At 50.9% G+C, this 20,876-nt stretch carries 12 protein-coding genes and 1 pseudogene; 11 read left to right on the top strand and 2 right to left on the bottom strand.

Features of this window, described 5'->3' with window-relative positions; all coding sequences use genetic code 11:
* The first annotated feature begins 77 nt into the window (after positions 1–77).
* Entirely contained in the window at positions 78–1,328 is a 1,251-nt protein-coding gene (locus MTCT_RS02375) for a tetratricopeptide repeat protein (protein WP_084126132.1), read from the top strand.
* 15 nt (positions 1,329–1,343) lie between these two features.
* Here the strand turns inward: MTCT_RS02375 and MTCT_RS02370 are convergent, their stop codons facing one another.
* Positions 1,344–2,615, bottom strand: a complete 1,272-nt coding sequence (locus tag MTCT_RS02370; RefSeq protein ID WP_048175358.1) for an amino acid permease — start codon at positions 2,613–2,615, stop codon at positions 1,344–1,346.
* 227 nt (positions 2,616–2,842) lie between these two features.
* Between MTCT_RS02370 and MTCT_RS02365 the strand changes: the two genes are divergently transcribed.
* From MTCT_RS02365 to MTCT_RS02355, 3 genes are read left to right on the top strand one after another with little or no spacing between them, the layout of a single operon-like run.
* Positions 2,843–6,058: a helicase-related protein gene (locus MTCT_RS02365; protein ID WP_084126130.1), complete on the top strand. Its 3,216-nt coding sequence runs from the start codon at positions 2,843–2,845 to the stop codon at positions 6,056–6,058.
* A 3-nt stretch (positions 6,059–6,061) separates the two neighbouring features.
* Positions 6,062–8,719, top strand: coding sequence for a DUF1156 domain-containing protein (locus MTCT_RS02360; protein ID WP_048175356.1), 2,658 nt, complete (start codon positions 6,062–6,064; stop codon positions 8,717–8,719).
* A 16-nt stretch (positions 8,720–8,735) separates the two neighbouring features.
* Complete coding sequence (locus MTCT_RS02355; RefSeq protein WP_048175355.1) at positions 8,736–11,450, top strand: ATP-binding protein; 2,715 nt, start codon at positions 8,736–8,738, stop codon at positions 11,448–11,450.
* Between the two features lie 11 nt (positions 11,451–11,461).
* On the opposite strand, the gene MTCT_RS02350 is transcribed toward MTCT_RS02355, so the two are convergent.
* Positions 11,462–12,781, bottom strand: a complete 1,320-nt coding sequence (locus MTCT_RS02350; RefSeq protein WP_231855341.1) for a hypothetical protein — start codon at positions 12,779–12,781, stop codon at positions 11,462–11,464.
* Between MTCT_RS02350 and MTCT_RS09580 the strand changes: the two are divergent.
* The 7 genes and pseudogenes from MTCT_RS09580 to MTCT_RS02320 form a co-directional block, all read left to right on the top strand.
* Positions 12,702–12,962, top strand: a pseudogene (locus MTCT_RS09580) (zinc-ribbon domain-containing protein); the annotation flags it as partial. The gene MTCT_RS02350 and the pseudogene MTCT_RS09580 sit on opposite strands and share 80 nt — an antisense overlap.
* A 48-nt stretch (positions 12,963–13,010) precedes the next feature.
* Positions 13,011–13,334: a heavy metal-binding domain-containing protein gene (locus MTCT_RS09475; RefSeq protein WP_048176545.1), complete on the top strand. Its 324-nt coding sequence runs from the start codon at positions 13,011–13,013 to the stop codon at positions 13,332–13,334.
* Positions 13,335–13,453: 119 nt separating this feature from the next.
* The gene (locus MTCT_RS02340; protein WP_084126126.1) at positions 13,454–14,503 is read left to right on the top strand and encodes a DNA double-strand break repair nuclease NurA; all 1,050 of its coding nucleotides are present in this window, start codon (positions 13,454–13,456) and stop codon (positions 14,501–14,503) included.
* Positions 14,503–16,032, top strand: coding sequence for an ATP-binding protein (locus MTCT_RS09285; protein ID WP_048175352.1), 1,530 nt, complete (start codon positions 14,503–14,505; stop codon positions 16,030–16,032). The genes MTCT_RS02340 and MTCT_RS09285 overlap by 1 nt, the downstream gene beginning before the upstream one ends.
* 8 nt (positions 16,033–16,040) lie before the next feature.
* On the top strand, positions 16,041–17,297 hold the full coding sequence (locus MTCT_RS02330; protein ID WP_048175351.1) for a DNA repair exonuclease: 1,257 nt from the start codon (positions 16,041–16,043) through the stop codon (positions 17,295–17,297).
* The gene (locus MTCT_RS02325; protein WP_048175350.1) at positions 17,294–19,807 is read left to right on the top strand and encodes an AAA family ATPase; all 2,514 of its coding nucleotides are present in this window, start codon (positions 17,294–17,296) and stop codon (positions 19,805–19,807) included. Before MTCT_RS02330 ends, MTCT_RS02325 begins: the two co-directional genes overlap by 4 nt.
* A 432-nt stretch (positions 19,808–20,239) precedes the next feature.
* The gene (locus tag MTCT_RS02320; RefSeq protein ID WP_231855339.1) at positions 20,240–20,800 is read left to right on the top strand and encodes a hypothetical protein; all 561 of its coding nucleotides are present in this window, start codon (positions 20,240–20,242) and stop codon (positions 20,798–20,800) included.
* The last annotated feature ends 76 nt before the right edge of the window (positions 20,801–20,876 follow it).

The raw sequence follows: 20,876 nt of genomic DNA, 5'->3' as shown, positions 1-20,876 counted from the left end.
CGGAGTTTATTCCATGGATGAGGGACGGCGAATCCTTAAGCCACCATTTATATATTATTAATATTTGAATATGTATTATGAAGAGGGTCTTGCTTGCACTCGCCGAATTTCTTGTGGGGTGGGGTGCCCCTGAGAGGGCCCTCCACATTGCCAGGAGGGTTACAGAGGCTGACCCTGAAAACCCGGCGGCATGGATGCTCCTGAGTAACATAAACCAGAAGATGGAAAGATACAGGGATGCCCTGAAGGCACTTGAGAGACTGACAGAAATAAGTCCCCATCCCCGGGCCTGGCACAAGATGGGTTACATCCACAGCATCCTCGGGGAGGATGAGGAGAGAGACGCATGTTACCAGAGGGCCCTTGAACTCTATGAATCATCCATCAATGAGAACCCCACCAACGCCACCCTATGGTATGGAAGGGGTCTGATACTTCACCAGTGGGGCGAAGATGAAGAGGCGCTGAGGTCATTTGAAAAGGCCACAGCCATTGATCCACTCCATGCCCAATCATGGGTCTACATGGGGTTCTCCCTGAATGAACATGGGAGATACCGGGAGGCACTGGGATGCTTTGATAGGGCCATCAAGCTTGATGCAGGGAATACCCTGGTATGGATCGGCAAGGCAGAGGCTTTTGGGGCACTTGGGAACCAATGGGCCTCTGAGAAATGTCTTAAAATGGGACTTGATACAGCTAACGGTGTCCCCATCGAGGAGGACCTCCCTGAGTCCATCTACCCATACCCCTTCAGGGCACTCACAGTCATATCATACGCCTTCACGGCACTCACCCTAGCCCAGTTCATACTAATAATTTTCAGAGCTGAGTTCACGGGCACCTTAGTAATGGGGGCCCTTATGGCTGCAGCCATATACATATTACTGAAGGAAAGGCCACGGAGTGAACTGCCAGTGGCCCTGGGGGCCCTGGTTCTCACCCCATTCGCATTTCTGTATCTATCAATCCAGCAACTGATAAATCCTGAGGAGTCAGGGGATCGTATCCTGGCAATGGTATCCCTTCCCATCCTCTTTGGGCCGCTGATTCTGCTCACGGCGCTTATCCTGCCATACCTGGCACAGGAGAGTAGCAGGATCATGTACACCATCACCATGACATGGAAAACCGGAGACCTGTATTTACTTTTTGACTGGACCCTGGAACACATTGATGGGTTTTTGAGTTCCATCCTTTTTGTTCTTGGGCCATGGTACCTGCGTGTAAATGGTGGACATCCACGTGCCCTGAGACACTCCACAATAATGATCTGTGTACTGTTAACCTACAGTTTTGTCCTGCTGCTCCTTCCGCACATCATTTAGGCACTGAATCCACAGCTAATTCAGATTCTCTTTTCTGAAGATCAGGTAGAGGGGCACGCCCCCCATGATCAGGAGTAAGCCGGCGATGATGGTCCATGGTGTGGTATTCAGGAGGAGGTAAATACAGATAAGGACACCCAGGACGCTCTTCACCGGAACTCCAGTGCCATCTCTCCTCCGAAGTATCCCCAGTGAAACGCAGGTTGTTGCGTAGGGGAGTAGAAGGGTTAAAACTGATAGTTCGATGAGCCCAGCCGCTGTACCGGTGAGTGCGGCTGCAAGGGCCGTGAGGTTCTGAACCAGGATGCTGACGTGGGGCGTGCCGAACCTCCCGTGCACCCTGGAGAGGGCACGCGGCAGGAAACCATCCCTGGACATGGCAAAGAGCAGCCTGGCGGTTGAGAGCATCCCGGCCTCCTCTGAACCGGCAATCGAAAACACAGCACCTGCAGTGAGTATAAGGGCCCCGAGCCCACCCATGAGGCTGTAGCCGGCAACCGTGAGGGGTGCGTTTGAGGCCGCAAGGACCCCCCATGGTACAAGCCCAAGGATAACGGCATTGGTGATGAGATAGAATAGCATCACAAAGACCATCCCAAGGGTTATGGCCAGGGGTATGTTCCTTTCAGGGTTTTTAACCTCGTCTGCAGGGACCGTTACAAGTTCAAATCCAACGTAGGCCCAGAAAACCAGTACAGTGACACCTCCAAGGGCCCCGAGGCCCATGGGTGCCAGAGGGGTGTAATTACCTGTAAGGGTTGCGGGGTTGAGGGCAAGGTGCACCGCCCCCAGGATTGCAAAGAGGAGTACCGGCGCCACCTTGAGGACCGTGAGGACATCGTTCACCTTACCGGCCCTCCCAACCCCGGCGATGTTTATGAGGGTGAGTGAGACTATGAAGAGGACCTTGATGACGGCCTCCCAGATAACATTCAGGGGGATGAAGTATTCAAGGTAGTAGACGAAGGCTATGGGGAACACCGCTATGGCTATCCACGAGGAAACCCAGAGGGACCATCCAGTTATGAACCCTGCGAAACGTCCAAGGGCCTCACATGTATAGGCGTAGGGGCCCCCCGTCACAGGAAGGATCCTGGAGGCCTCAGAGAATACAAGTGCAATAACCATGGCCATGAGTCCTGCGAGGATCCAGGCCAGTATGGAGGCAGGGCCAAGGCTACCTGCACCATAGGCCGCCACGATGTAGATGTCGGCCCCCACTATGGTCCCTATTACAAGGTTAATGGTGTCAAAGAGGCTAAGTTCCCTCCTCAGGTGGGGCTTCATGGATTATAATTAATGTAAGACAACCTTAATAGTTGTTGATGCAGTTCCCATCAACCGTCAGTTCATCAGAAATCCATTTTAAGACAGCCTTATTTGATGGGGGGAACCAAAAATGGAAACCTTTATAGATTAATAGAATAAATGAAAAAATTGGACAATCTAAGCTTAAACATAATGCATTAAGAAATTACATTTACAGGGGTGGTCGTCTGATAGAGGAGGGATGCGTGATAAGGGGCCCATTCTGGCCGGAACCGGTCAGGGTCCTTAAATCCAAGAAGAGCGGAGAGAATATAATAATCTTCGGGACCACAGTGGATACCAACTCCACTGTAAACAGCATACTCACCAGGGAGGACCTTGAACGGGTTGAGGTGATGAGGACCACGGATTTCGGGGCTGAACCACATGAATTCTTCATGGGCATCGAGTCCTACCGCCTCAGGAACGCATCACTCTTTGACAGCTACCTCGCAATGAACACATCCCGCATAGACCCCCTGCCCTTTCAGCTTGAGGCAGTATACGGCTACGCCCTAAGGATGCCCCATATGAGGTTCATGATAGCCGATGACCCCGGCGCCGGTAAAACCATAATGGCGGGGATGATCATAAAGGAACTGAAGTTAAGGGGAGTCGCCAGCAGGGTCCTCATAGTAACACCGGGACACCTCAAGGCCCAGTGGCAGCGTGAAATGAAGGATAAATTCCAGGAGAACTTCGTGATCATGGACCGCCCCTATATGAGTTCAAGGCAGGGTGAAAACCCATGGATGGTTGAGAACAGCTACATAACCTCCATTGACTTCGCAAAACAGGAAGATGTAATGTCATCCCTCTCATCAACAAGGTGGGACCTCGTAGTGGTTGACGAGGCACACAAGATGAGTGCACGGATCAGGTCGGAGAACAAGAAGGACATGACAAGGAGGTACAGACTGGGGCAGATACTCTCCAGGACATCAGACCATATGCTGCTCCTCACCGCAACTCCACACAGCGGGGACCCCGACGCATTCCGCCTCCTCCTGGACCTCCTCAGACCAGGTTTCTTCTCAAACCCTGAACTCATACAGGAGGCGAGGAGGAACAGGGATAACCCACTCTTCATAAGAAGGGTGAAGGAGGAACTCAGGGACTTCGATGGGAAACCCATATTCCCCAGGAGATATACACACACCCACAGCTTCAACCTCAGTGACGCCGAGATGGAACTCTACAATGAGATCTCACGCTACATAACAGAGCAATACAACAGGGCCATCGCAACTGATAGGAGGGCCCATGCATTCGCCATGATGCTCCTGCAGAGGAGGATGGCCTCAAGCATATACGCGGTGATGAGGTCCCTCATGAGGAAGAGGGACAGGTGCATCCAGCTCATGGAGAACATTGAATCACTATCCATGAGAGAGGTGTCTGGCGACTACAGCGACCTGCTGTCGGTTGACTACAGCGACCTTGAGGAGAGGAGGATATGGGAGATCGAAAGCTCCCTCGAGGGCAGCACACTGGCGGACTCCATCCCTGAACTTAAAGCCGAGGTTTCGACACTCGAAGGACTGATAGAGGATGCAGAGAGACTCCTCAAATCCGGATCCGAGACCAAGCTAATGGAGCTTCAGAAGATCCTTGAGGAGATAGGCCATGAGAAGATCCTCATATTCAGTGAATCAAAGGACACCGTCGATTACCTTCTCGAAAAGATAGAGTCATGGGGATACAGCGTATGCACCATACACGGCGGGATGAGCATGGATGAACGCATAGCAGCAGAGGATGATTTCCGCAGAAACAAACAGGTCATGGTTGCAACCGAGGCCGCGGGTGAGGGCATAAACCTGCAGTTCTGCCATATAATGGTCAACTATGACATCCCATGGAACCCCAACCGCCTTGAGCAGAGGATGGGGAGGATACACAGGTACAAGCAGAGAAGGGATGTACACATATACAATCTCGTGGCCGGTAACACCCGTGAGGGCCTCGTAATGAGGAGGCTCCTTGAGAAACTGGACAGCATCAGACAGGACATAGGATCGGATAAGGTCTACGATGTAATCGGTGAGATATACACCGAACGCGACATATCAAGGATAATAGAGATGACCCTCCGGGGAGAAATCAGGGATGAGGAGATAGAAGAACTCCTCAAGCCACAGGAGGATATACTTAAGAGGATAATGGATGAACAGCTGGCAGTTGAAGTGGACTACACCCGGATGAAGGATATACAGCGCATAATAAAGGAGAGAAAACTTGCACCAGAGTATGTGGAGGAATTCTTCAGAGCAGTGTTCAAAAAGATGGGGTGGAAATACACTGAGAGGAATGGAATGTACACCCTCAGAACACCCAGGCAACTCCTTCGCCTCTGGGACGATGAACTCAGAAGGCGGTACGGGGCACTCAGGAAGGAATACAGGAACCTCACCTTCAACCCCGGAGTAGATGAAGGAGAGTTCATATCCTTCGGCCACCCCCTCCTTGAGGCCACCATAAGGTACACAGGTAAGAGGTTTGGAGACTCGCTCCTGAGGGGTTCGACCTTCAGGGATCCCTCCGGCAGGTACAGGGGGACGGTGTGGTTCTACAGGGGCAGAGTCACAGATGGAAGGAACGAAAGTGCAGGTGAAAGGGTATTCGCCCTATACGATAACGGCGAAGAGGTTGTGGAGGTAAGCCCCATGATCCTCTGGGACCTCGTACCCGACAGACACCCCGTTGTTGATGAAATAAATGAGGAAGGGGTCACCGCAGCCGCAACTGAATCCGTGATGAGGTACATGGATAAACTCAAGGATGAGCGGAAGAGGAAAACAGGTATAAAGAGGAAGTACGGCCTGAGATCCATAAAATACCTCATAGACACATCACAGGAAAAACTCCTTGAATACTACGATCGCCTCGACCAGGGGGAGGACATGGGCATAGCCATAAGAAACGAGGAGGAAAGACTCGAGGAATACAAGGAGAGAATGAGGGAACTTGAAAGGGAGATGGAGATGGAGGAGACCCTCACAGCCTCACCACCAGAACTCCTCGGAGTTATACACGTGGAAGCCCCTGAGATACCGGGGAGAGAGGACATAGAGATGATAGGCATGAAGATTACAATGGAACATGAGAGGAGACACGGAAGGATCCCCGAGGACGTATCAGGGGAGAACCTTGGATTCGATGTCAGATCAATCTCTGATTCAGAGATCAGATACATTGAGGTCAAGGCAAGGAGAGGAAGGGATAATGTTGAACTGACACAGAATGAATGGCTCAAGGCCCGGAGGTTCAGGGAGAACTACTGGCTGTACGTGGTCTACAATGCCGGCACCGATCCGGAACTCACAGTGATACAGGACCCATACAGTAACCTTGAACCCCTCAGGAGAGAGGAGGTAAGGTACATTGTACCCGCTGAACAGATAAGGAGAATGGAGGAATAATTCATGGATGAGAGATTCATTGAGAGGACGTTCCCAGTTTCAAAGGTGAGTGAGAATTCCGCCCGGGAAAAGAACATCAGGCACGGCCACATATCAACACTGCACATCTGGTGGTCAAGAAAACCTTTAGGAAGCAGCCGGGCCACCATCTACGCCAGCCTGATCCCGGCCGCCGATGATGACCTGGAGGAGGTTAAGGTTAAGAGGTTCATCGAGGATCTGAGCCTATGGGAAAACAGTCTGAATCAGGGGATGATTGAGAGGGCCCGGAGGGATATAGGGGAGTACCATGGTCGCCCACCACGTGTCCTGGACCCCTTCGGTGGTGGTGGCAGCATACCACTTGAGGCCCTCCGTCTGGGGTGTGAAACCTACAGTATGGACCTCAACCCGGTGGCTGTCCTGATACAGAAGTGCACCCTTGAGTACCCCCAGAAGTATGGGGTTGATGAGTCCTGGGCTGACAGTGAACCACCACTCCTGAGGGATGTTAAGAGGTGGGGCGAATGGGTCCTGGGGGAGGCTGAGGAGGAGCTCTCACGCTTCTATCCACCTGATGAGGATGGTTCAGTACCCGCAGCATATATATGGGCCAGGACACTCCCCTGCCAGAACCCTGACTGCGGAGTGGAGGTACCTTTAAAGACAGGGTTCTGGCTTGTCAGGAAAAAGAACAGACAGATAGCCCTTAAACCAGTGGTGTCCGGTGATGGTGTTGACTTTGAAATCGTGGAGGACCCTGACTTTGACCCCTCAAGGGGAACCATCTCAAGGGCCATCGTGACATGCCCGGTCTGCGGTTCAACCATACCCGCCGCTGACACCCGCAGACTCTTTCAGGAGGGAAAGGCCGGGGAGAGGCTCATAGCCGTGGTACTCACACACCCAAGGCGCCGTGGCAAAACCTACCGGCTGGCAACAGAAAAGGATCTGGAAGCCTACATGGAAGCCAATGGATACCTGGAAAAGAAAAGAGATGAACTCATGGACCGGTGGGGAATAGACCCGGTCCCAGATGAGCCAACACCCCGGGGGAAGGGTAGTGGGGCTGAAAGAGCATTTTCTGTTAGAAATTATGGCCTTAACACCTGGGGTGATCTTTTCAATTCAAGACAAAAACTTGCCCTGATAACCTTCACAGAAAAAATAAGAGAAGCCCACCATCTGATGCTTGATGAAGGATATGATGAAGGTTATGCAAAGGCAGTGACGAGTTATCTTGGGTTAGGTTTAAGTAGGATGATAGATTATTATAACTCTCTTTCTTTATGGGATAAAAGTCAAGAAAGAACTGTTCATCTTTTTGGCAGGCAAGCTATTCCAATGGCTTGGGACTACTCAGAGTTAAATCCTTTATCTCCTACTGTTGGAAGCTGGCAGAGCATGGCCTTCAGAAGAATATGGAAAGTTATAGAATTTTTATCTAATATAAAAAAAGTCAAAGAGGGTTATATAATACAAAGATCTGCGAGTTCTCTGCATTTCCCTAATGATTATTTTGATGCAGTTTTCACAGATCCACCATACTATGATAATGTCCCATACTCTTACCTATCAGATTTCTTTTACGTGTGGCTTAAGAGGGCCATCGGTGACCTCTACCCTGACCTCTTCATAACACCCCTCACCCCCAAGCGGGGTGAAATGGTTGCCTACACCAATGATAAAAGCATGGATGAGGCAAGGGAGGAGTTCGAATCCATGCTGAGGGACTCCTTCAGGGAAATTCACCGTGTACTCAGACCGGGGGGTATTGCAAACATAGTATACGCCCATAAGACCACCCACGGCTGGGAGACCGTTATAAACTCCCTCCTGGACTCCGGGTTGATAGTGACGGCTTCATGGCCCATATTCACCGAACAAAAACATAGGCTTAGAGCCCAATCTTCAGCAGCCCTTGCATCATCCATTTACATCGTGGCGCGTAAACCGGACTTTGAGAAGAAAACGGGCTACTATGAGGAGGTCCAGGTCGAACTGAAGGAGGTCCTCGGTGAGAAGCTGGAGTACCTCTGGGAGGAGGGTATAAGCGGCCCTGACTTCTTCATAGCTGCCATAGGCGCCGGCCTGGAGGTTATAGGGAAGTACAGTGAGATCCTCAAATACAATGGCGAGGAGGTCAGGGGCTCCAGACTCCTGGATGATATAAGGAGTGTCGCGGCCGACTTCGCCATAAGGAGGATCCTGGATAATGGGTTTGCAGATGAACTATCACCCCTCACAAGGTTCTACCTCTTCTACAGGTGGAACTTCGAGAACTCCAGAGTGGAATTCGATGAGGCAAGGAAACTGGCTGGTAGCCTTGGCATAGACCTCAACACCAGCCGGGCAGGCTTCATAAGGATACAGAGGGGTAAGGTCACAGTCCTAGGACCTGATAAAAGGGGTGAGGACCATGACACCACAGAACTCATAGACGCCCTTCACCTTGCAGCCAGGTTATGGAGTGAGGGCAGAAAGGAAGAACTTGAGAAACTTCTCCTAGAGACAGGTTACGGTACAAGTGAAAGCTTCTACCGTGTCGCCCAGGCAATAATAGAGTTCCTGCCAAACTGCAGGGAAAAGCAGTGGCTTGAGGGTTTAATTGTGAACAGGGAGACCATGATGAAGAGCCTCAAGGAGAAAACAAGACAGAAAACACTGAAGGATTATAAATGAACTGGAGGAGGTTATGATGAGGCCATTTGTAAACATTGCTGAGCCACATGAGGACATAATGGGGGAAAGGCTCTCACTGGACGTCTTCGCAGCCAACCTGTGGAGTGTCCACAAGGGGGAGGCACCAGCAGAGTACCAGGACCCTGATGTCTTCTTCAGGAAAACCTACATGACCCGTGGACTCAGGAACATAATGGATATCGTTGGTGACAGACTCGAGGGCAGGGGCGGCGACCCTGTGATACAGCTCCAGACACCCTTCGGTGGGGGTAAAACCCATACCCTCATATCCCTCTACCACAGGGCAGGTGATATAGGGGCTTCCAGAGTTGTGCTCTCAGGCGACGCCCTGGACGCCAGTGAAACAACACTCTGGGCTGAAATGGAGAGGCAGCTCCGTGGGGAGGTAAGGGAATTCTCAGGGATGACCTCCCCGGGTATGGATAAGATCATGGGGCTCCTCCGAGAGAAGCAGCCGGTGCTGATACTCATGGATGAACTCCTCGAGTACGCGGTGAAGGCAAGTGGTGTGACTGTTGGGGAGTCCACACTTGCAGGCCAGCTCCTGGCATTCATGCAGGAGCTAAGCCAGGCAGCATCAGCCCTCGAGAGAGTTTCACTGGTGGTGACACTCCCATCAAGTTCCCTTGAACACTATGATGAAGCCGCAGAGAAACTCTTCCATCAGCTCACAAAGGTTCTGGGGAGGACAGAGAAGATCTTCACACCCGTCGAGGACGACGAGATCTACTCTGTCATAAGGAAGAGGCTGTTTAAGAGGGTGGATGAATCAGCGGCCATTGATGTTATAGAGGAGTTCACTGAAAAGGCAGAATCTGAGGGCATCCTCCCTGAGGGTATGAACGCAGCCGACTATCGTGAGGTATTCAGGAAGAGCTACCCCTTCCAGCCAGAGGTTATAGACGTCCTCTATGAGAGATGGGGTTCGTTCCCAAACTTCCAGAGGACAAGGGGTGTGCTGAGACTACTTGCCATGGTGGTGAACCGGCTCATATCATCCAGCACACCAGTTATAAGGCTATCAGACTTTCCACTGGAGTCAGGTAACCTCAAAAGGGAGTTCCTGAGGTTCACAGGTAACAATTTTGATAGCATCATAGCCGCCGATATAACATCCCCCGATGCAGGTGCCAGGATCATTGACAGGGAACTCAGGGGGTACGAGCCCTACATGATAGGCACAAGGATAGCGAGATCAATATTCCTGTACTCATTCTCAGGGGGAGGGGTAAGGGACGGTGCAACCATAAGGGATATAAAGATGGCCTGCCTGGAGTCTGAGATCCCCATGTCCATCATAGACGGGGCCCTCAACATGATGATTGAGAGGCTATTCTACATACACAAGCAGGTGGACCTCTACTACTTCTCTGCTGAGGCCAACCTCAACGCCATAGTCCTCAGGAAGAAGGAGAACATAAGGGATGAGGATGTCAGGGATGAGGAGAGGCGCCTTCTCGGCGAGATAACAGGTAAGAAGATTTTCAGTGTCTACATCTGGCCATCTTCCGCCTCCGATGTCCCTGATGACATGAAACTCAAGCTCATAGTACTTGAGGACGCCGATGACTGTACTGGTTTCCTTGAGTTTAAGGGCGAAAAGCCCAGGGTCTACAAGAATACCCTGATATTCCTCAAGGCGGATGATACACACAGGTACCAGCTTGTTGAACACATAAAGACAAAACTTGCCTGGATGGCTGTTGAATCAGACAGGCAACTCTCCCTTACAGATGAACAGAAAAGGGAGGTGAGGGAGAAGATAAAGTCAGTCTCAGCTGAGGACAGGGAGAGTATAAGGAACCTTTACAGGATGGTATTTGTACCCTCACGTTCAGGACTTGAAAGGATAGACCTTGGGATGGCAAGCTACGGTGCAGATGTGAAGGTTGACTATGAGATAAAAAGCAGGCTCATTGAGGAGGATAAACTCCTTGAATCCCTGGATCCTGTGATAATCGAGAGGAAATACCTTCAGGAAGACTATATTGAGACAGAGAGGATACTCAGGAGCTTCCACACCACACCCGGTGCCATGAGGATAATGAGTCCCAGTGTACTGGAGGAAGCAATAAGGAAGGGTGTGAAGAGGAGGCTCTTTGGGCTCGGCGTACTGGAAGGCGACCCAGGCGACCCAAAGTGCAGACATATCGGTGAGGATTGCAGTGTCTCATTGAAGCCGCCCGAAATAATAGTTAATCCAAAACTCTGTGAGGAGTGCCCCCCTGATGCCATAGATATAGGTGTTGGTGAACTTGAAAAACGGGCCCGGATGAAAATGGCAACGATTGAGATACTGAGAGAATATACGGAGAAGTACAGGGGTATGGGGTGTGAACCTGAAATCGTTAAGGAGAAACTCAGAGAGGTCATAGATGAGGGTATACAGAAGGGTAAGCTAAGGGTTGATGGGAAGGATATGCCGGACTTCACAGAGGGTGAGGTACTGCAGCTAGTGGAAGATGAGCTAGTGGAAGATGAGAATGGGCACATTAAATGGATTGAACTGGAATTCACCACCGCCCTTGAAAACATGTCAAATATCATCAGGATCAAGAGGACCATCAGCGAGGACTTCAGTGACGTTGATGCAGTGGCAGAGATAAGGATAGTGGCAGGGGATGGGGAGATGGACGACACAAAATATGAGAGGATACTTGAAACCTTTGAACAGCTGGGAATTGATCTTAAGAAAAAGGTCAGAAGATAAACATACCCATACTATGGGTCTATAACAGCCACAGTACTGTTCTTTTTATCCCTCACCACGAATCCCCCATCCTCACTGTAGATGTTGATATCCTGGTGCGTCTCCCTGAAACCGGGAGGAGGCCCGTAGCGACCATTTGAAACCCTTCTCCCGGTCATCCAGGCAACCTTATCAGCAACTGAACCAGAGGCCCATACCGCGTCATCAGGGGATGTATGGATGTCAATGTACTCCTTAAGGGGATAGTATCGGTTCTCAAATGGTATATCAGCATCAGACCACCATATATCAGTTAGAAGGAGCTGTTCGACGAATACAGTGGCCGATGAGATGATGAGGATTCCGGTAACCAGCCTTACAGCCCCTGAGGGGTTGTCGATTAACCTTGAACCTGTGTATCCACCCACCACTGCCAGCGGGAGTGCCACGTACTGCAGACCCCTCGATATATCATCAAAGAGGATCTCTGCAAGGAGCACTGTGAGAATGTAGGCCACGAGGGGCCTGAACTCCCTCCGCCCCCTTATAAGGTAGAGCCCAGGGACCCCAAAGTATAGAAGTATGAGGAACACAAGCCAGCCGATGCTGAAGTAGCCACCATTCACAGGCTCGGATGGGGCGCCCCTCGCTGTGAGGAAGTAGGCCCACCATAATATGAAGGATGGGAGGAGCAGGAGGAGCACCTTGAGGTTTCTCCTCACACCGTCTGCCAGCACCGCGGGGACGACTGTTATGAGTGCTATGAAGTGGGTCCAGAGTGCAAGGGTACCTGTTACAGCAGCGGAGAGCCGGTCCTCTGACAGGAGGTAAACCGTGAGGACCATGAGTACAGGTATGTAGGCTGCGGGCATTATAACGGAGAGGGTATCCGGGCGTGGGGATGCGAGTACGAGGGTCCCTGCTATGAGGCCGGCCCTCCTGCCATACCACCCGGAGGCCACCCATGAGGCCGTGAATATGGTGATGAGTATCTGGAGTATGCACATGATGGAGTGGGCGAACCTCACACCTCCAAGGACCCAGAGGCCTGCAAGTATCACGTGAAGCAGTGGGGGATGGCCCAGGGGTCTCCCCATGGGATAGTAGACCAGGTAGTCCCATAGGAGGCCATAGGATGGGTTGATCATTATCTCCCTGGCCCTCACAAGATGGAAGTCCAGGTCCCCATGTGTCGGGAAGAGGTAGTATGGTTTAATGATGAGGAGCATACCTATGATGATAAGGGGGATGTAGGGCACTGCTATTCCGGGGATGAAGCCCTTGACCCTCTCCACTGCCCCCCTAACCCCTGAGTGTGGCATGCTTGATCTCATGGTAACCTTATTATACATCTGCAATAGAAATATTTATGGTGTTATTATGGTTACAAGCGAAGAGATGAAGAGGAGACTGGCTGCGCGTAGAGGCAGGGGGGAAGCACCCTCCACAAGCACCGCATCAGCAGAGAAATTCTGTCCAAACTGCGGTAAGGAGTACGGGGCTGACTCAAACTTCTGTGACGAGTGCGGCACGAAGCTTGAGGAAAGAAAGGGGGCGCCGGTTGTTGAGGAGCACGGGGATATCATATACGTTACAAGCAACTACGTACCTGGCCACAGGGCAGTTGAGACACTTGGATTCGTCTATGGTCTTACAGTGAGGAGCAGAGGCCTGGGGGGCCAGATAGGTGCAGGTTTAAGGTCCATCGTGGGTGGTGAGATCAAGGAGTACGTCACCATGATGGAGCACTCAAGGCAGGAGGCCCTTGAGAGGATGCTTGACCATGCCCGTGAACTGGGGGCGAATGCTGTTATTAGCGTCCGTTTTGACTCAGACTCCATCTCCGACATAATGCAGGAGATCCTTGCCTACGGCACAGCCGTCATCGTTGAGCCGGAGGAGTAGGTAAGGGTCCGGATATCCCTGGAACGGTCAGATGACAAGGCCATTCAATTAAAAACCACAAACTATTTATAATATTTATTTCTTATTCAACATTAAACATTTACATGGGGGATTTTTTATTGGACATTTTTGATAGGATTGCAGAGACCCTCCAGGCTACCGTGAGGTCAGATATCGGAAGGCCATACTTCAGGTCAGCAAGATACAGGGTGCATGAATTCAGCAGGGATAATTTCCTGTCCATCAAAGGAGGAGAAGAGAGGCGCATGGCCTTCATAGACGGCGGCAACAGCCCCATACTGGAGGGGCCAACCATATCGGTCCAGCTCAACAGGGTTGCACTGGGCCTCTTCATGGGGACCAGGAGGATCCAGCCAGAGATACCACCGGTGGTTGAGTTCCTATCGGTCATGAGGATCCACCCGGGGAATGAAATGTGCACATTCCAGATCCACCCCATCATGGAGGATTACAGGGAATTCCTGCCTGATGAGGAGGATCTTCACCTGGAACTTGGCGATGCAGAGCTGTTTGATGAGTCAACCCTCAAGGGCCTTCCCAGGCGATTCGCAGAGTGGAGCATGGCACGGAGGGCGCTGGATGAACTCCAGGATGGCGATATACTGGTCAGGGACGGATCACTGCAGGCATCCTTTGAGAAGGAGAACAGTTACATAAGAAAACTCTGGGAGGAGTCAGGGGATATCCATATTGCCGGACTCTCAAAGACATGCACCCTCTACACGACCACCTCAATGTCACTCCTTGCAGCCATAGGGAGGCTCGCCGCAGACTGTGACATGGAGGGGGGCTGGTGCTACCACCCCATAGCCGTGAGGACAGACAGGGCAACAACCCTCACGGCGGTTAAGCTGAACCCCGCAGGGCGGATATTCAGGATGGACATCCTTGGAGAGTGCGGAAGGGATGATGCACAGGTAGTGGCATCAGCCCTCTCAGAGAACGCCAGGGATGCATGCTTCCCGGGTTACCCCTACGGTCTGGTTGATGTGGATATGAGGGCCAGGGTCTCAGGTGATGAGGTGGAGATATACAGGAGGAGGCTCCTCTCACAGGTCAGGGACCGGGAGGTCCTTGAGGGCATAAGGGATGAGGTGGATGCCCTCAACTACCATGATGAACTGAACAGGTATGCAGGTGAGGATTGATGGAAACTGCAGGGCAGATAATAGGCGGCGAAACAGCCGCGGTACTCATAAGGCAGAAAGCAGGTGAACCAATAGAACTCGGCGACCTTCTGGTTGCAGAGGGTGACGGCTACACAATACTCCAGGTCAAGGACCTCAAATACAGGTCCCAGATACCCCAGGGCATGAGGGAGCTGGCCTCGGGGTTCAACCTTGAGGGGTACAGCGGGGATGTGGAGTTCCTCGAACCTGAGCTGAGGAACTACATCATTGCAGAGGCCCGCCCCATACTCCATGTGCGGGATGGCCAGCCAATGATACCCAAACGCCTCCCCAGATTCTTCAGGGAGGTGAGGAGGATCCGGGAGGGTGACCTTGACTTCCTGGAGAGGCCCGGCAACCCGGTCTTCCTGGGACACGTGAGGAGCGGGTCAAAGGTCCTGGATACACCGGTCTACGTCGATGCAGTTGACGCCATAACCCACCACATCCTCATACCTGCAACCACAGGGAGGGGTAAGAGTAACCTTGTGAAGGTGATGCTCTGGAGCCTCGCAGAGATGGACAGGGTGGGCATTCTAGTCCTGGACCCACACGATGAGTACTACGGGAGGAACGAGGCCGGCCTCGGGAGGCACCCCTCAGATAATGTGATCTACTACTCCCCTGATGCACCTGTGGGCGGGAACACCCTCACCATAAACCTCAGATCACTCCGCCCCGAACACTTTGAGGGCATAATCCCATTCACACAGGCACAGGAACAGGCAATTGCAAGGTACCACAACGAATTCGGGGATGAATGGATCATGAAGATCGTGGAAGGGGAGGAACTTCCCGGTGTACAGCCGGTGACACTCAACGTGCTCCGGAGGATCTTCGACGTCACCCTCGGTGTATACCTGGATAATGAGGGCAACATAAAGTCACGTGGAGGAGTCTTCAGGGACCGTGGAGGCGATTCAACCATAAAGGACATCGCGGCCAGCCTTGAGGATGGAAAGATCGTTGTGGTGGACACCTCAAGGCTCATGGGAGAGGCGGAGCTCCTGGTTGGAAGCGTCATCTCAGCCGAGATCTTCAGGAGGTACCAGCACTACAAGGCCACAGGGGAACTCAGACGAAAACCGGTCATAGGGATAGTCATAGAGGAGGCCCCCCGCGTCCTCGGAAAGGAGGTCATTGAGAGACAGGGAAACAACATCTACAGCACAATAGCCAGGGAGGGACGTAAATTTAACATAGGCCTCATTGCAATAACCCAGCTCGTCAGCCTGATACCCAGGACCGTCCTTGCCAACATGAACACCAAGATAATCCTGGGAAATGAGATGGCCCAGGAGAGGGCCGAGATAATAGGGAGTGCCTCACAGGACCTATCAGATGATAACAGGACCATAGCAAGCCTTGATAAGGGTGAAGCCATAGTTAGCAGCATATTCACAAAGTTCGCAGTCCCTGTGAAGATACCCCTCTTTGAGGAGTTCATTGAATCAGCTGGACTGGAATCAGAGGATACTGAAGATGAGAAGATTGACTTTATCGGGTAGGTGTGAGCATGTACAGATTCGCACACCTCTCAGACTGCCACCTGGGGGCCCAGAAACAGCCTGACCTCAGGGAACTTGAATTCGAGGCCTTCAGGATGGCCCTGGACGATGCACTCCAGAATGACGTGGACTTCATGATAATAGCAGGGGACCTCTTCCACTCCAACATACCCAACATGGAGACCGTAAAGAGGGCCACCCTTGAACTCAGGAGGGTCAGGGAGGCAGGGGTCCCCATATACGTCAATTACGGGAGCCATGACTACAGCCCATCCAGCACGTCCATGATAGACATCCTTGAAAGTGCAGGGGTGATAGATAAGGTCGTGCGCCCCATCCCCGGTAAGAAGCTTGGACTTGAGTTCACGGTGGACGAGAAGACAGGTGCAAAGATCACAGGACTGTCAGGCAGATCAAGGACCCTTGAGGTCGACTACTTCATGAGGCTTGACAGGGAGGCCCTGGAGGCCGAAGAGGGATTCAGGATATTCCTCTTCCACAGCGCCATAACCCAGTTCAAACCTGCTGACCTTGCAGATATGGAATCGGTGGACCTGAACCTCTTCCCCAGGGGCTTCGAGTACTATGCAGGTGGCCACGTACACCGTAAGGGATGTTATATTGAGGAGGGCTACGGTCCCATCGTGTACCCTGGCACACTCTTTGGTTCATACGCCGGTGACCTCGAGGAGAACGCCAGGGGCGAGAAAAGGGGGTACTATCTCGTTGAATTCACTGATAAGGTCAGGGAAACTGAATTCAGGGAGATAAGCCCCGCAGAATTCGATTACATTGAATGTGATGTCACAGGTAAGAACTCACAGGACGCATACCACCAGATAGGGCGGGAGATATCAGGTCATGATGTTACCGGAAAGGTTGTGATGCTCAAGATCCGGGGCGAGCTCAGCTCAGGAAGGACATCGGACATAGATTCGGCGAGTATAAGGGAAAGACTTGAATCCATGGGGGCCCGTGTTGTCCAGATAAACAGGTACGGCCTCAGCACCCGCGAGATCCAGAAGGTCAGGGTGGTGGAGAGTGATGTGCCCAGACTGGAGAGGAGGATCTTCAGGGAGAAACTTGCAGGCCTTGACATCAAAAACAGGAGCCTCATTGATGGGGGTGATTCCATTGCAGTAGAACTCCTGAGGAGACTTGAGAATGAGAAGGCCCCCGGTGAGAACAGGAACGAATATGAGAGGCGGATCACCGAGGATGCCGAGGATGTCCTGGGCCTGGATCTGGGGGGTGATGATACTTGATCATCAATTCACTTGAACTTAAGAACATAAGGAGCTATGACTCGGGAAGGGTTGAGTTTGATGATGGGGTGACCCTCTTTGAGGGTGATATAGGGTCAGGTAAGACCACCCTGCTCCTTGCAATAGAATTCGCCCTCTTCGGTCTGGGTGATCAGAGGGGTGACAGCCTCCTGAGGGCCACATCAAATTCAGGTTCAGTCAAGCTCACCTTCACTGTTGATGGCGATGAGTACACGGTTTACAGGGAACTCAAAAGGGGATCATCAGGGGTTCAGCAGGGCGAGCTCTACATCAGAACACCCCGGGGGGTCAGGAAACTCTCTGCAAAGGAACTGAAGGCCGAGGTACTTGAGATCCTAGGTTACAGGGAACCCCTCAATCCAAGGGCCAGGAGCAGGATATACCGTTATGCTGTCTTCACACCACAGGAGCAGATGAAGAGCATAATCGAGGCCCCCACGAATGACCGTCTTGAGAGGCTCAGGAAGGCCTTTGACCTTGAAAAGTACAGCAGGGCGGCTGATAACGCAAGGCTTGTTTCCAGGAGAATAAAGAGGGAATCAGAAAGCCTTGAAGACAGGTCCTATGATCTTGAGGATAAGGAGAAGGAACTTGAAGGACTTCTAGGGGAGAAGGAGAAACTAGAGGTGGAGAAGAAGCAGCTTGACAGTGATATTGACGGAATCGAGGTGGAGATAGGCAAACTTAAATCAGAGATGGAAGTTCTTCAGAGAGAGAAAAACAGGATTGATAGTGCAGAGAAGGAGATAGAATCCCTTAAAAATGAGATAGAAACCCTCATGTCATCCTCAGAGAGACTCATGGAAAGAAACAGGGTTATAGAGGTTGAATATCAGAGATCCCTTGATGAACTTCAGAAATGCAGTGATATCGGGGAAAAGCTTCAGGAGGAACTGAATTCCCTGAGAGAAAGGATCAGTGACCTTGAGCTGAAGAGGGAATCCCTCATGGAGGACTCTCGGAGGTTCAGGGAGGCTTCGATTCAGTACAGAAATCTTACCAGCGAACTCGAGAATCTCCTTAAGACAGGGAAGGATCTGGAGGATGAGATATCCGGGCTTGAGGATTATACTGGCGGGATAAAATCAAAGATAGAGGCCATAAAGTCCATTGAGGATCCAGGATACAGGGAGGATGAAGTTGAAGCAGGCATCAGGAGGCTTGAGGTTGAGGTGTCAGATCTCCAGCAGGAACTCGGTGGGATACAAGGAAAGATAGAGGACTATGAATCCATCGGAAAGATGGGTGTATGTCCCACCTGTGACCAGGAAGTTGACCCGGACTACATAGATGATAAACTCAGCAGGGCCCTCGAAAGAAAGATGTCAGTTGAATCAAGGATAGCGGAGCTCAGAAATGAAATCTCGGATAAAAATGAACTCCTGAAACGTATAGCGGAGTATAAAAGGGCCCAGGATGAAATGAGGCTGCTCATGGAGGACCTTGAGAAAAGGATTGAGGAGTGTCGTAGAAAGCGTGAAGGTCTTGATAAAACCAGGGAAAGGATCCAGAAGATAGAGGAAGAGATTGCAGGGACTGAGAGGATAATCGGGGAACTGAAGGACGCTGAATCCGAATTCAACATGGTGGAGAATGAACTGAAATCCCTGCGTGAGCGTGAGTCAGAATGCTCTGGCAGACTTGCAGCAACAGAGGATAGGATGGATCACCTCAGGACCAGGATCAGTGAACTCAACCCCGAGACCAGCAGGGAATACAGAGATAACCTCAATAAAATCGATGAAAATGAAAATAAGATCGCTGAAAAGAAAGCTAAAATAAAGGAGAATGAGGAGGTACTCAGAAACAGGGAAGATGTTGAGGCCAGTATACATGGACTCACCCGAACTATCAGGGAAAAGGAGAGACTCCGTGACGAGAGGAGAGATAGAAGAGGGGCACTGGAAGGAAAGATCGAGGAAAAGGAGAGACAGATTGAGACCCTAAGGTCTGAAATTGATAAAAAGAGGGAACTCCGAAAACGTTCCCTTCAGCTGCGGACCTATGTGGCCTGGCTCGAGGAGTACTTCATCCCGGCCCTCGCTGACATTGAGACCCACGTGATGGCACAGATAAACCATGAGTTCAATGAGAGATTCCAGAAATGGTTCAGGGTCCTGGTGGATGACCCCGGTAAATCCGTGAGGATCGATGAGGACTTCACACCCATCGTTGAGCAGGATGGCTATGAACAGAACCTTGAATACCTCAGTGGTGGTGAAAGGACCAGCATAGCCCTTGCATACAGGCTTGCACTGAACATGGTGGTCCAGCGTCTCACCGATGTGAGGTCGGACATACTTATACTGGACGAACCCACCGATGGATTCAGCAAGGAGCAGCTCTACAAGCTCAGGGACATCTTCGATGAACTTGAATCCAGACAGATAATCCTGGTATCCCATGAGGAGGAACTTGAAAACCTTGCAGACCATATCTACAGGGTTGAAAAGTCTGACGGGACATCCATCATAGAAAAGGCCGGCTGAGTTTTCAGTACCATTAAAATAATTCTATTTTTAATTTTGAGGGTTTAAAACGGGTTTTAAGGTTATTTAAACCATCAGAAGAATTCTAAATTCAAATTTCAAGTATGGCCTTGTTTTTAACCCATTAAACCTTCTGGATCTTCTTTTAACATGAATGGGGCATTTGAATGGCTCTTTATAGTGGATTTGTCTTCTGCATTGCTTTTCTATTGGCCAGTGCTTTTTGTCCCAAACCTTAAATGAGATTCCCTAAGGACCCATCTCATTAAATAACGTGTCATGGATTCTCAAAGAGTATTCAGATATTAGAAAAGGATTCTGGTGGCTTTTTTTGATTAAAGAAGCTCAGAGAGCTTTTATTTTATGGAAACATTTATATACCATGATGATGTAACCATTGACTCAGTGTCCTTAGTGACCTTAGGGTTAGTATTGGACATTGGAGGCGATAAAATTACGCGATTCAAAGCAGTCACAGTGCTCTTTGCACTGATGTTCACTGTGGGTTCAGTGCCCATCAGTGAGGCAGTAAATACTGGAACAGAAAACGCAAAAATAGTAACAAAAACTGAAAATATAAAGGCCGAACCTGTAAAGGTTGACGCCGCATACAAGTACAAGAAGTACAAGAAGTACAAAAAGACCTACAGAAAGAAGGTCAGGGCGACATACCGTACCAGTGTGAAGAAGAGGTACTCAAAGAAGTACTACAAGAAGAAGCGGGTGCGGGCCGCCTACAGCACCAGCACATACCGCTATGATCCTAACATAGGGGACTGCTGGGCCATGAGTGAATATTTATACAGGAAACTCACATCAGCCGGAAAGACGGTGCGTATAATACAGTACGCCACAAGCATGTCACCACGTCACCGTACTGTACAGGTGTACAGTGGAGGGCGCTGGGTTGACTACAGCTACAGTGGCTACAACAAAATATACCACCCGACCTCAAGCAAGCCCGGCATGTTTGTGGTTAAATCATCGGCCTGAAAATGGCCACCCTAACCTTTTCTTTTTGAATTCCCATCAGTCAAGCAGGCAACTTTATTGATACCCTGAGTTATTA

The sequence above is a fragment of the Methanothermobacter sp. CaT2 genome (genome assembly GCF_000828575.1).
Taxonomy (GTDB): Archaea; Methanobacteriota; Methanobacteria; order Methanobacteriales; family Methanothermobacteraceae; genus Methanothermobacter.
This window is presented reverse-complemented; position numbering and strand designations above follow the sequence as displayed.